Here is a 13,023-nt window from a genome sequence, read left to right on the forward strand (position 1 = left end):
GACTATCACTTATTTAAGTGATATTGGTTGTCTGGAGATTCAGGGGGCCAGTCTAATCTCTTCGTAAAGGTTATAAATCAGGCGACAGAACGTTCTCTGTGTTGGCTAACATAATGGAGTGGCGTCATGCCATAGAAGTCTTTAAATACAGAAATAAAGTAAGACGTGCTGTTGTAGCCACAGGACTGTGACACCTGTGAGATATTTTTTCCATCCATCATTAATTCATTAACAGCATAACGCATCCGGCAGGTGGTTATTATTTGGCTATAACTGGTGTTTTCGCTTTTCAGCTTTTTCTTTAACAAACTTGGGCTAAGACATAAACAACTGGCTACCATACTAAGATTCCAGTCTTTATGGATATCGCTTTCAATGATTTGATAAACGCTGTCGCTAACACAATTACGTAACATATACATAAGTAGAGAAAGGAATTTTTTACTGTCGAGAAAGCGAGAGAGCACAGTGAATAATAATGCACGTGTTCGTTCTTTTTCCGACTCTGTTTCAGCAGGCGCTGTGCTATGTTGCGCCGCAACGCGAAACACCTCTGGTGTAAGGCATGGCAGGGAAATAATCGGTGTGGCGCTACGTTGCCAGACCGGTATTTTCGAGAGATCTTTATTCAGAAAACGGAGATAATCTTTGATGATGTCGAGGCTAATATACGCAATCAAAGTGTTATTCAGAGAGGAGACGTCGATAATATTATTTTCACAACTTAATAACGCCATATGGTTAGCCTTCAAACTTATAGGCTCTTTCCCATTCACTCTTAGCCAGACATCTTTTTCAGTTAATAAAACTATACAAGGTTGGTTGCTGCAAATCCTCATACATGTACTCCTGAAATGCAAAGAAAAATAGTGGATCTCGCCAACATAGAGAGATACCGGGGACTGGTTATATAATTGTATGACGAATCAAAACATGCATAAAAATAACGTGTTTTACTAATATTACAAATTTTTATAGTAATTTCTCATGTACAAAAAATTTTACAGAGTGGTGAAGGGTAAATAATAAACAAAAAAAGCGCGGGGTGGGACCGCGCAAAAAGTATGACATTTTTGTTTGCAGCAATTTTTATGAAAACGTTGCCATACTCAAAAGGCCTCAGGCCAGGCGGCGTAATGTTATTAAAACAATTACGCCTTCAGCGGAATAGTGGTTACGCTTTCACACACATTACGTGGTAAATACCGTCAATAATTTCAGTACCTTCAGTTTCGTGTTCAAATCCAGGGAAATGATGATCCCAGGATTGCAGCGAGCGTAAATAACTTACCTGCGGACTGTTTTTATCGCCGAAGTTTTCACCAGACAGCAGCATCGGGATTCCTGGCGGATACGGGATGACTGAGTTCGCCGCAATGCGTCCTGGCAGATTTTCAATGGATACCAGCTCGACGTTGTTGTCGACAATCGCGTTGTACGCTTCACGCGGAGTGATTTCAGCCACCGGCAGGCCAGAATAGGCTTCGTTTAACCGTGCACCTGGGTTGTTTTCTTTCAGCCAGGCAAACATTTTGTCGCCCAGATCGTGAATCCCCATGTTCGCGTAAGTGTCAGGATATTGTTCAACAAGTTCCGGCATCACCTGCGCCAGCGGTGTGTTGGCGTCGTAGTGGCGTTTGAAGGAACAGAGGGTGTTAACCAGAGTTCCCCATTTCCCTCGGGTCACACCCATTGAGAACAGGAACATAATCTGGAAATCGGTGGTGCGAGTTGGCACGATGCCGTGGTGACCAAGCCATGCGGTAACCAGTGCGGCAGGTACGCCAGTCTCTTCCAGTTCACCGTCTTCACCCATCCCCGGTGCGAGGATGCTGACTTTAATCGGGTCGAGCATACTCCAGTTGTCCGGGATATCTTTAAAGCCGTGCCAGCTTTCGCCCGGATGCATTACCCAGCAGTCCTGAACGGTGGTCAGCAGTTTGCGTGGCGCGTCGGCAAAGTCATAGGTTTTGCCGGTTTCCGGATCGGTAACCACTTCTTTATTCCACGGTTTAAAGAACCAGCTACCTTCGTCAGTAAACTCTTTATACAACCGTGCCATTGCCTGGCGGAAATCGACCGCTTCATCGATCACTTCCTGAGTCAGTGACAGACCGCTGTTGCCGTCCATCATTGATACAGCCACATCGTTTGATGCGCAGATGGCATACAGCGGGGAAGTGGTGGCATGCATCATGTATGCCTGATTAAAGCGGGAGAAGTTAATCGCGCCCCGGCCTTCACGTACATGAATATAAGATGCCTGCGACAGCGCATTCAGCAGTTTATGTGTGGAGTGGGTAGCGAAAACGGTTGGGCCATTGTGATCGCCAGGTTCACCGCGCATTGCATAGTGATCGGCATAGATCGGGTTAAACCGTGCGTAGCCATACCAGGCTTCGTCGAAATGCAGACGGTCAGAGGTTTTTTCCAGCAGATCCTGCGCGTCTTTGGCGTTATAACACACGCCGTCGTAGGTGCAGTTGGTCACCACGCAGTAAGACGGTTTTTGCCCGACTTTGTCTTTAGTCAGCGGACTTTCACTGATTTTCTTCTGCAAGGTTTCAGGCTGCATTTCCTGCGGGTAGATTGGCCCGATAATACCGTAGCGGTTGCGGCTTGGCACCATGTATACCGGTTTCGCGCCAGTCAGCATTAAGCCTTGTTCAATGGATTTGTGGCAGTTACGGTCAACAACGACCACGTCGTTATCGGTCATGCAAGCCTGCATGATGGTGCGGTTAGAACCTGAAGTGCCGACAACGACTGACCAGGAGCGATCGGCACCAAATACGCGCGCGGCATATTTTTCGCTTTCGCCAAATGCGCCAGTATGGTCAAGCAAAGAACCGAGAGAAGTTCGTTCGATACCCATATCGGTGCGGAACAGGTTTTCACCATAATAGTCATGGTAGAAACGTCCGGCTGGCGTTTTAGTGAACCCTACACCGCCCTGGTGACCCGGCGCGGCCCAGGAATACTCATGGATGTCGCTATATTTCATCAGCGCGCTGAACAGTGGCGGTAACAGCTGTTGACGGTAGCGGGTCATCGCGGCGATGGCGCGTCCGGCAATAAAATCGGCAGTATCTTCCAGAATCCAGGCGAATTCATCGACAAGCTCCAGCAGGTCGCGATCCAGAGCGGCGATTGATTTTTCCCGATCGCCTAACAGGAATACCGGCACGTTTTGCTGGCGTTCATGAAGTTTACCGATCAATTCTCTGACGTTTTGATGTTCGTCTGGATGCTCCATTTGATAACTGAACATCAGACAATCAATAGCTTCATTTGAAGAGAGAATGGCAAAACCATCATCAAATGAGGTTGATTTAATGACGGTAACATTTTGTTGGCTCAAGGCATTCGCCAGACGTTCAACGGCGCTACCGACCCAGGTGTCCTGATGTAGAAACTCGCTTTCAACAATTAATACTTTCATCATTGTTTACCCGGTTGTGAAGGAATCTTCGTTGCGGGCAAGTATCTTCCGGGCATTTCAGGCTGTAAAGCGATTGAAAAATAAGCGGTTTTGATTTTTTGTTATTATAAACAGAAGCTTATATTAATTTTTCAATTAATTTTCAATGTTTATTATCGACAGCTAAATTATTTTTTTGGCTGATACTGATATCGTTTTTAACCGGGAAGTGTCTGGCGGCGCTGTTGGCTAAGTTTGCGGTATTGTTGCGGCGACATACCGACATATTTGGCGAAAGTACTGTAAAAACGACTGCTTGAACGAAAACCTGCCGTCAGGGCAATATCGAGAATACTTTTATCGGTATCGCTCAGTAACGCGCGAACGTGGTTGATGCGCATCGCGGTAATGTACTGTTTCATCGTCAACTGCATGACTCGCTGAAATATCCCCATCGCATAGTTGGCGTTTAGTTTGACGTGCTCAGCCACGTCGTTGATGGTCAGCGCCTGGTCATAGTTTTCTGCAATAAAGCCCAGCATCTGGCTGACGTAAAATTGCGCATGGCGCGAGACGCTGTTTTTGTGCGTGCGCGAGGTTTTATTGACCAGAATCGGTTCCCAGCCAGAGAGGCTAAATCGCTTGAGCATCAGGCCAATTTCATCAATGGCGAGCTGGCGGATTTGCTCATTCGGGCTGTTCAATTCCTGCTGCCAGCGGCGCACTTCAAAGGGGCTAAGTTGCTGTGTCGCCAGCGATTTAATCACCATGCCGTGAGTGACGTGGTTTATAAGGTCTTTATCCAGAGGCCAGGAGAGAAACAGATGCATCGGCAGATTAAAAATCGCCATGCTCTGACAGGTTCCGGTATCGGTTAGTTGGTGTGGCGTACAGGCCCAGAACAGTGTGATATGCCCCTGATTGATATTCACTTTTTCATTGTTAATCAGGTATTCCACATCGCCATCGAAAGGCACATTTACCTCAACCTGACCATGCCAGTGGCTGGTGGTCATGACATGCGGTGCACGAAACTCTATCTCCATCCGCTGGTATTCTGAATACAGAGACAGCGGGCTGCGGGTCTGTTTTTCATCGCTGCTACACATAAAGGTATCTGTATTCATGGATGGCTCTCTTTCCTGGATTATCAGAATTATGGCATGAGTGGCTGAGGATGACTGCGAATGACGACACAAAACGTAAAGAGAGAGGATTTTCTAAGGGCTAATTACTCTGTTTTTTAGGTAATTTAGTCCCAAAAACTCAGATTTACTGCTAAGTAACCCCAGATCTGAGTTTTTAGGAATGCTCAATCGGGAAGCCGGAGGCTTTCTGCGAAATCGCCTGTCATGATGAAATCATTCAAGCAAGCCTGGAGACCTGAATGATGTCTGCACCCAAAATTACTTTTATCGGCGCTGGTTCGACAATTTTCGTAAAAAATATTCTTGGTGATGTGTTTCATCGCGAGGCGCTGAAAACGGCGCATATTGCTCTGATGGACATTGATCCAACTCGCCTGGAAGAGTCGCACATTGTGGTGCGTAAGCTGATGGATTCAGCAGGAGCCAGCGGCAAAATCACCTGCCACACGCAACAGAAAGAAGCCTTACAGGATGCCGATTTTGTCGTGGTGGCATTTCAGATTGGTGGTTATGAACCTTGCACGGTGACTGATTTCGAGGTCTGTAAGCGCCATGGTCTGGAACAAACTATTGCCGATACGTTGGGGCCGGGCGGCATTATGCGCGCGCTGCGTACCATTCCGCACCTGTGGCAAATTTGCGAAGACATGACAGAAGTCTGCCCCGATGCCACCATGCTCAACTACGTTAACCCGATGGCGATGAATACCTGGGCGATGTATGCCCGCTATCCGCATATCAAACAGGTAGGGCTGTGCCATTCGGTGCAGGGAACGGCGGAAGAGCTGGCGCGTGACCTCAATATTGACCCCGCTACGCTGCGTTATCGTTGTGCGGGTATCAACCATATGGCGTTTTACCTGGAACTGGAGCGCAAAACCGCCGACGGCAGTTACGTGAATCTCTACCCGGAACTGCTGGCAGCGTATGACGCAGGTCAGGCACCGAAGCCGAATATTCATGGTAATCCTCGCTGCCAGAATATTGTGCGCTATGAAATGTTCAAAAAGCTGGGCTACTTCGTCACGGAGTCGTCAGAACATTTTGCCGAATATACGCCGTGGTTTATTAAGCCAGGCCGTGAGGATTTGATTGAGCGTTATAAAGTACCGCTGGATGAGTACCCGAAACGCTGCGTCGAGCAGTTGGAGAACTGGCACAAAGAGCTGGAGGAGTATAAGAACGCCTCCCGGATTGATATTAAACCGTCACGGGAATATGCCAGCACCATCATGAACGCTATCTGGACCGGCGAACCGAGCGTGATTTATGGCAACGTCCGTAACGATGGCTTGATTGATAACCTGCCGCAAGGATGTTGTGTGGAAGTGGCCTGCCTGGTTGATGCTAATGGCATTCAGCCGACCAAAGTCGGTACGCTACCGTCGCATCTGGCAGCCCTGATGCAAACCAATATTAACGTACAGACGCTGCTTACCGAAGCCATTCTCACCGAAAACCGTGACCGTGTTTACCACGCCGCGATGATGGACCCGCACACCGCCGCCGTGCTGGGCATTGACGAAATATATGTCCTTGTTGACGATCTGATTGCCGCCCACGGCGACTGGCTGCCAGGCTGGTTGCACCCTTAAGAGGTAATCGCGTCCGGCGCTTTGGTAATTAAGCCATAGCGCCGGAGCTGGCGACAGTGAAGTCGAGCAAGCAATATCACCGTAGTTAATGCGCCCAGCAGCGCGCAGAACATATCGGATTGCGTGTCCCACTGGTCGCCCTGGGTGCCGAGAAAATCATCCGCTCCCTGACCCATCGCCAGCGCCGCCCACCACTCGATCAACTCATACATGGCGCTTATCGCCAGTGCTACGCAGCAGACCAGAAACGCCACCATTTTGCGTCCGCGCACGTACATTCCACGCACGAGGATTTCTCGCGCCACCAGTGCAGGCACCAGCCCCTGGAAAAAATGCCCCAGCTTGTCATACGGATTACGGCTTAACCCCAACCATTCCTGTACTTCAAAACCGATGGGGACTTTCGCGTAGGTGTACTGACCGCCGACCATCAGGATGATGGCGTGAAAGAAAATCAGTGCATAGAGCAGCGGCGTTAACGGATAACGTCTGGCGGTGGTAAGCAGCAACGGTACGACAATAATTACCGGCGTCACTTCCATCAACCAGGTGAGTTTGTCATGAGCCGAAATTCCGGTGTAAATCAGGATTAACGTCAGCGCCAGTGCGCCAGTGTTAAGAATTAACGGCTTGAGTGTGCGGGTCATGGTGAGTTCGCAAGTCAGGGAAAATACTGACTATTCACCAGCAAGCATGAAATTACAATCGCAAAAGAGGTGGCCCAGGGGGATCACCTGGCAGTATGCCGCCAGGCGCTGGGCCAAAGAAGTTACTTAGTGCAGTTCGCGCACTGTTTGTTGACGATTTGCTGGAAGAAGTCGTTGCCTTTGTCATCGACCAGGATAAACGCCGGGAAATCTTCTACGTCGATTTTCCAGATAGCTTCCATACCCAGTTCCGGATAAGCGACACATTCCAGATGCTTAATGCTCTGCTGTGCCAGCACTGCCGCCGGGCCGCCAATGCTACCGAGGTAGAAGCCGCCGTGTTTATGACACGCGTCGGTGACTTGCTGACTGCGGTTACCTTTCGCCAGCATGATCATGCTGCCACCGTGGGATTGCAGCAGATCCACGTAAGAGTCCATACGGCCTGCAGTGGTTGGGCCTAAAGAACCCGATGGATAACCGGCTGGCGTTTTTGCCGGACCTGCGTAGTAGATCGGGTGATCTTTGATGTACTGCGGCAGTTCTTTACCGGCGTCGATCAATTCTTTCAGCTTGGCGTGCGCAATATCACGACCGACGATAATTGTGCCGGTGAGTGACAAGCGGGTGGATACCGGATACTGCGAAAGCTGGGCGAGGATCTCTTTCATCGGACGGTTGAGATCGACTTTCACCGCTTCGCCTTCACCCGCCTGACGCAGCTCTTCAGGAATATACTGACCTGGGTTGTGTTCCAGTTTTTCTATCCAGATACCTTCGCGGTTAATTTTCGCTTTAATGTTGCGGTCAGCGGAGCAGGAGACGCCCATACCCACCGGGCAGGATGCGCCGTGACGCGGCAGGCGGATTACGCGGATGTCGTGAGCGAAGTATTTACCGCCAAACTGCGCGCCGAGGCCGAGCTTCTGAGCCTCTTCCAGCAGTTCTTGTTCTAACTGAACATCGCGGAACGCCTGACCGTGTTCGTTCCCTTCAGTCGGCAGCTCATCGTAATAGTGAGCACTTGCCAACTTGACGGTTTTCAGGTTGGTTTCCGCAGACGTGCCGCCAATCACAAACGCGATATGGTACGGCGGGCAGGCTGCGGTGCCGAGGGTACGCATTTTCTCAACGAGGAAGTTTTTCAGTTTACCCGGAGTCAGCAGGGCTTTGGTTTCCTGATAGAGATACGTTTTGTTGGCAGAACCGCCGCCTTTGGCGACGCAGAGGAATTTGTACTCGTCGCCATCTACCGCGTACAGGTCGATTTGCGCAGGCAGGTTAGTGCCGGTGTTGACCTCTTTGTACATGTCCAGCGGTGCGTTTTGTGAATAGCGCAGGTTATCTTCGATATAAGTGTTATAGACGCCTTTTGATAAGGCTTCTTCATCACCGCCGCCGGTCCACACTCGCTGACCTTTTTTACCGACGATGATGGCGGTGCCGGTATCCTGGCAGGTCGGCAATACACCTTTGGCGGCGATTTCTGAGTTTCTCAAGAATTGCAGCGCCACATACTTATCGTTTTCACTGGCTTCAGGGTCGTGAAGAATAGAAGCAACCTGTTGCTGGTGTGCCGGGCGGAGCATGAAAGAAGCGTCATGGAAGGCTTGCTGCGCCAGCAAGGTCAGGGCTTCAGGTTCCACCTTCAGGATGGTTTCGCCGTTAAATTCGGCAACACTAACGTAATCGGATGTGAGCAGATAGTACTCGGTATTGTCTTTCCCCATCGGGAAAGGCGTCTGATAAATAAACTCTTTATTTGACATAGCTTCCAGCCTGTAACTCTGTATTTGTTATACGAAAATGGCGTGCCGCACAGCGACGGGCAGCACGCAGAGTGCAATTACAAGAACCCGTACATCGCAGCGAAGATCCAGCCGAAGACGCACGATACGCTCACACCAATCAACCCTGGCAAAATAAAGCTGTGGTTGATGACGAAGCGGCCGATGTGGGTGGTTCCGGAACGGTCAAACTGAATCGCTGCCAGATCGCTCGGATAGGTCGGCAGGATGTAATAACCATAGCAAGCCGGTGCTGAAGCCACGATGTATGCCGGGTCAACGCCAATCGCCAGTGCAACCGGAACAATTGCTGCCAGTGCAGCGGCCTGGGAGTTAACAAACTTGGAGACCAGCAATAGAACAATGGCATAAGCCCACGGATACTCTTTCACCATTTCGCCCAGTACGCCCTGAATTTCAGACATATGCGCACCGAACATGGTTTCCGCCATCCACGCGATACCGTATACCGCCACGATGGCAATCATACCGGAACGGAAGACTTCATTTTTTGAGATGGACGCGGGATTGGTTTTGGTCAGGATAATAATCAGCGCCCCGGTCAACAGCATAAACATCTGGATAACCAGTACCATCGACAGCGGTTTGCCGCCAAAAGACGGACGCAGGTCAGAATCAGCACCAAGAAGTGCGACCACCGCGATTGCCCCGAGGAAGATCCACATTGCCAGCCAGTTGCTTTTCGGCAGTTTTTTATCCAGCAGCGTGGCGGTGTCACCGTAAACGTACTCACGGTTTTCTGGTACGGAGATGAATTTCTGGAACTCTTCGTCTTTGTCCAGATCTTTACCACGGAACCAACTGAAAATACCGATCGCCAGGATACCTAACAAGGTAGAGGGGATGGTAATCGCAAGCAGGTCGAGGAACTCAAGGTGACGACCATCAAAGGTTACGTTCCCCAGCATTGCGACCAGCGATACAACGGCAACCGACACCGGACTGGCGATAATCCCCATCTGCGCGCCGATAGAGCTCGCCGCCATTGGGCGTTCCGGACGGATGTTGTTCTTAATCGCAACGTCGTAGATGATCGGCAGGATGGTGTAAACCACGTGACCCGTACCGCAAAGAATGGTCAGCGTACAGGTGACAAACGGTGCGACGATGGAAACATATTTCGGATTGCGACGCAGCAGTTTTTCGGCAATTTGCAGCATAACATCCAGGCCGCCAGAGGCTTGCAGGGTCGCCGATGCCGCTACCACCGCGATGATGACCAGCATGACATCAACCGGTGGTTTACCCGGCTGAAGATGGAAGACGAACACCAGAATGACCAGGCCGATACCGCCTAATAAACCCAGCGCGATACCGCCCTTTCGGGCACCATAAAACAGACATATCAGTATTATGATAAGTTGGATGGTAAATAACATGTGTAAACCCTCGCGATAATCCCATTTAAATTCTTGCCAAATAGATCACAGCCACATTCTGTTTTGGATGAACTGTTATCAGAGACTGACTAAATATCCGTTTGGTCGTTACTGGCTTGAGTAAATACTTCACAGTGAATATTGGCTGATTCAGACAGCGGTAAATTTATGCACTGTGATAAGTGACTTTTTCAGAGGAAAATACTCTCTGGCGATGGGGTTATAGTTTGTGTTTCGCAGATGTTAAAGATCTGTTTTGCTCTATCTTGTTGATATTTATTGGTATAATTTTTGTTCTACAGACAGATATCATCAAGTTTATAGATTATTCTGATCTACCTATTTGTGGGTAAAAATACACATAATACGGGTGACATAATAGTTAATTAACTTTTGTTAGCGTTTTGAAATTAAAAACTCTATTTATCCGAATTGATATTAATTCGCAGGGGATGAAGAGGGATAATTATATTTGATCTGGCACAAGTTTTACTGATGGCTGATGTAACTTGTGCCAGTGCTGGTTTGCATTACTGCAATAATTGTTACTTCCAGATAACTAATAACGCGTTATTGGCAATATTGCTTCAGTAATGAGTAATGCTCTGCCTGAATACGGTAGCGATAAACCGGACGACCGGTGACGCCATAATGGATACTGGTAACTAAGATGTGACAATTTACTAGCCAGATCAGATATTTGCGGCAGGAAACGCGAGAGATGTTAACCTCGTTGGCCAGCTCGTCGGTTGAAAATTCATAGTCCTGGTGAGCGTCAATCCACTGGCACAGCGTGCGTAAAGTCTGCGGCGTTAAGCCTTTCGGCAGTCGGCGGGTATCCTGTTCGTTAGATGAGTTGCCATGAATTAGCTGATCCAGTTCGGTCTGGTCATAGTATTGATGTTTCTCCAGCGCCATTTTCTTTTGTCGCCAGCCGATGAGTGCCTCTTCAAAACGTGATGCCTGGAACGGTTTGATGAGATAATCAACGACGCCATAATGCAGAGAATCCTTAATGGTTGCGGCATCAGCAGCCGAGGAGATGACAATCACATCGCTTTTGCATCGAGCGTTGTGCAGGACAGGCAGTAAATCGAGCCCGTTTTCTTTTTGCATATAGATATCGAGCAAGATCAGGTCGATAGGTGTTTCGTTGTTGAAGATAATCTCTTTGGCTTTCTCCAGTGTCGAGGCTGTTCCGCAGCATTGAAAACCAGGGATCTGCGCCACGTATCGGCGATTCAACTCCGCCACCATTGCGTCGTCATCGATAATTAATACATTGATCATTTGCTCGACCTCTCCCCATCCCAGGGTAACTGGACAAAAAATTGTGTGAAAATCCCGGGTTCCGATTCCACGGCAATGCTGCCGCCGAGATTTTCAACCTGTTGTTTGACAAGTGCCAGACCGACGCCTCGTTCACTTCCTTTTGTCGAGACACCTTTTTCAAAAATGTGATCGATTTTGTCGGGGGAAATTCCCGGACCATCATCGTTAATTTCACAGTGCAGCCAGCCGTGACGGTAGTGCAACGTAACGCTGATTTCACCACCGGGTTCTTGCCCTAATGCCTCCAGCGCGTTTTCTATCAGATTTCCCAGTGCGGTAATTAACGTTGCGACTTGATCTTCACTACCGCTGTCTGGCAACTGGCTCTCACTATTTAATATCAGCGTATGGCCTAAATCGGTCGCGCGGTTAATCTTGCTGATTAAAAAACCAGCGATAACCGGAGATTTGATTTTACCCAGCAAAGAGCCAATCTCTTCCTGATAGTTGTTGGCTGTTTTTAGAATGTAATCTTCCAACTGCTTATAACTCTTCAGATGTAATAATCCGAGAATCACGTGTAATTTGTTCATAAATTCGTGGGAGCGTTCACGAAGTGCGTCGGCATAGTTGACCAGCCCATCCAACCGTTGCATTAGCTTACGAACTTCCGTTTTGTCCCTGAAGGTAGAGATGGCTCCGATGATAACGCCATTGCTGCGTACGGGTACGGTGTTGATGAGTAATAGCCGATCTTTGACGGTAACCTCTTCATCTCGTCGCGGCGTGCCGTCACGTAATACTTCCGAGACATCCACCACCTGCGACCATGCCTGACTCAGTGTCGATAGCTTTTCGTCATCCTGGGATTTGTGATAATTAAGCAGTTCTTGCGCAGCATCATTGATGAGTGTGACCTCGCCGCGCGCGTCTATGGCAACGACACCTTCCTTGATTGATTGCAGCATTGCCTGGCGTTGCTCAAACAGAGTTGAGATTTCGTAAGGCTCCAGGCCGAACAGGATGCGCTTAAGTACTTTGACTAAAATCCATGTACCCAGCCCGCCAACCAGCACACCGAATAAAATTGACCAGATAATGCTCCAGCGACTGTCATTGATCTGCTGCGTTACGCGGCTTAGCTCCAGACCAATCGCCACCACGCCGATCTGCTTATGATTTTCGTCGTAGATAGGGGTAAATACGCGTAAAGCCTGTGCCAGAAAACCGCGATTAATCGCGACATTTTCCTCGCCGTTGAGCGCCTTCAGGATGTCGTCCCCTTTAAAGAGCTGACCAATGCGTTGGGTTTCAGGGTGCGAGTAGCGAAGGCTTTGCATATTGGTAACGACAATAAACAGCAGATCGTTGCGTTTGCGTACAGCTTCGGCGATGTCCTGGATACCGCTCTCCTGCGGTTTTTTCTGCAAGCCCTGACGAATTTCTGGCGAGTCGGCAAGGGTACGCGCCACGGCCAGCGCCTTGTTAGCCAGCCCGTCACGCGTCATATCGCTGATTTGCGAGAAGTAAACCAGATGCACTACCAGCAGCACCGAGAACAGCACTGCGCTGACCATTAAGATCACCGTGGTACTGAGTTTCATCGGACGTTTGCGTAACATGCGGCAGGGCAGTGAATGTCTCATCAGCTTCCTTGTATGACAAATTTCCTAAGCATTATCTCTGATGCTGCGGGTAATTCAAAGGGAGTAAGGGGATTGGCCATCCGGGGAAGCGGATTTGGTAACTGAAA

9 protein-coding genes are annotated in these 13,023 nt (G+C 49.1%); 1 reads left to right on the plus strand and 8 read right to left on the minus strand.

Features of this window, described 5'->3' with window-relative positions; all coding sequences use genetic code 11:
• Positions 1-77: 77 nt before the first annotated feature.
• The 3 genes from adiY to melR form a co-directional block, all read right to left on the minus strand.
• Positions 78-839, minus strand: a complete 762-nt coding sequence (gene adiY / locus BEG40_RS18370; protein ID WP_001217092.1) for a DNA-binding transcriptional activator AdiY — start codon at positions 837-839, stop codon at positions 78-80.
• A gap of 335 nt (positions 840-1,174) precedes the next feature.
• Positions 1,175-3,442, minus strand: a complete 2,268-nt coding sequence (gene adiA / locus BEG40_RS18375) for an arginine decarboxylase (RefSeq protein ID WP_077629234.1) — start codon at positions 3,440-3,442, stop codon at positions 1,175-1,177.
• Positions 3,443-3,639: 197 nt separating this feature from the next.
• Positions 3,640-4,548, minus strand: coding sequence for a transcriptional regulator MelR (gene melR / locus BEG40_RS18380; RefSeq protein ID WP_001090774.1), 909 nt, complete (start codon positions 4,546-4,548; stop codon positions 3,640-3,642).
• A gap of 260 nt (positions 4,549-4,808) precedes the next feature.
• Here melR and melA point away from each other — a divergent pair, with 260 nt between their 5' ends.
• The gene (melA, locus tag BEG40_RS18385) at positions 4,809-6,164 is read left to right on the plus strand and encodes an alpha-galactosidase (RefSeq protein WP_105285896.1); all 1,356 of its coding nucleotides are present in this window, start codon (positions 4,809-4,811) and stop codon (positions 6,162-6,164) included.
• Here melA and BEG40_RS18390 read toward each other — a convergent pair.
• The 5 genes from BEG40_RS18390 to BEG40_RS18410 all read right to left on the minus strand — a co-directional run bounded on the left by BEG40_RS18390 (position 6,161) and on the right by BEG40_RS18410 (position 12,916).
• A complete protein-coding gene (locus tag BEG40_RS18390; protein WP_105285897.1) occupies positions 6,161-6,811 on the minus strand; it encodes a DUF2238 domain-containing protein in 651 nt (216 codons plus the stop codon). The two genes, melA and BEG40_RS18390, sit on opposite strands and share 4 nt — an antisense overlap.
• 122 nt (positions 6,812-6,933) lie before the next feature.
• Positions 6,934-8,580, minus strand: a complete 1,647-nt coding sequence (gene fumB, locus BEG40_RS18395; protein WP_105285898.1) for a class I fumarate hydratase — start codon at positions 8,578-8,580, stop codon at positions 6,934-6,936.
• Between the two features lie 77 nt (positions 8,581-8,657).
• The gene (gene dcuB, locus BEG40_RS18400) at positions 8,658-9,998 is read right to left on the minus strand and encodes an anaerobic C4-dicarboxylate transporter DcuB (RefSeq protein ID WP_000899528.1); all 1,341 of its coding nucleotides are present in this window, start codon (positions 9,996-9,998) and stop codon (positions 8,658-8,660) included.
• Between the two features lie 570 nt (positions 9,999-10,568).
• On the minus strand, positions 10,569-11,288 hold the full coding sequence (dcuR, locus tag BEG40_RS18405; RefSeq protein ID WP_021551520.1) for a two-component system response regulator DcuR: 720 nt from the start codon (positions 11,286-11,288) through the stop codon (positions 10,569-10,571).
• Positions 11,285-12,916: a sensor histidine kinase gene (locus BEG40_RS18410; protein WP_105285899.1), complete on the minus strand. Its 1,632-nt coding sequence runs from the start codon at positions 12,914-12,916 to the stop codon at positions 11,285-11,287. The genes dcuR and BEG40_RS18410 overlap by 4 nt, the downstream gene beginning before the upstream one ends.
• Positions 12,917-13,023 lie beyond the last annotated feature (107 nt).

This window comes from Escherichia sp. MOD1-EC5495 (assembly GCF_002965965.1).
In the GTDB taxonomy this organism is placed as follows: Bacteria; Pseudomonadota; Gammaproteobacteria; order Enterobacterales; family Enterobacteriaceae; genus Escherichia; species Escherichia ruysiae.

Coding starts and splice junctions, on each gene's coding strand:
- adiY (WP_001217092.1), bottom strand. CDS start 839: ATGAGGATTTGCAGCAACCAACCTTGTATAGTTTTATTAACTGAAAAA.
- adiA (WP_077629234.1), bottom strand. CDS start 3,442: ATGAAAGTATTAATTGTTGAAAGCGAGTTTCTACATCAGGACACCTGG.
- melR (WP_001090774.1), bottom strand. CDS start 4,548: ATGAATACAGATACCTTTATGTGTAGCAGCGATGAAAAACAGACCCGC.
- melA (WP_105285896.1), top strand. CDS start 4,809: ATGATGTCTGCACCCAAAATTACTTTTATCGGCGCTGGTTCGACAATT.
- BEG40_RS18390 (WP_105285897.1), bottom strand. CDS start 6,811: ATGACCCGCACACTCAAGCCGTTAATTCTTAACACTGGCGCACTGGCG.
- fumB (WP_105285898.1), bottom strand. CDS start 8,580: ATGTCAAATAAAGAGTTTATTTATCAGACGCCTTTCCCGATGGGGAAA.
- dcuB (WP_000899528.1), bottom strand. CDS start 9,998: ATGTTATTTACCATCCAACTTATCATAATACTGATATGTCTGTTTTAT.
- dcuR (WP_021551520.1), bottom strand. CDS start 11,288: ATGATCAATGTATTAATTATCGATGACGACGCAATGGTGGCGGAGTTG.
- BEG40_RS18410 (WP_105285899.1), bottom strand. CDS start 12,916: ATGAGACATTCACTGCCCTGCCGCATGTTACGCAAACGTCCGATGAAA.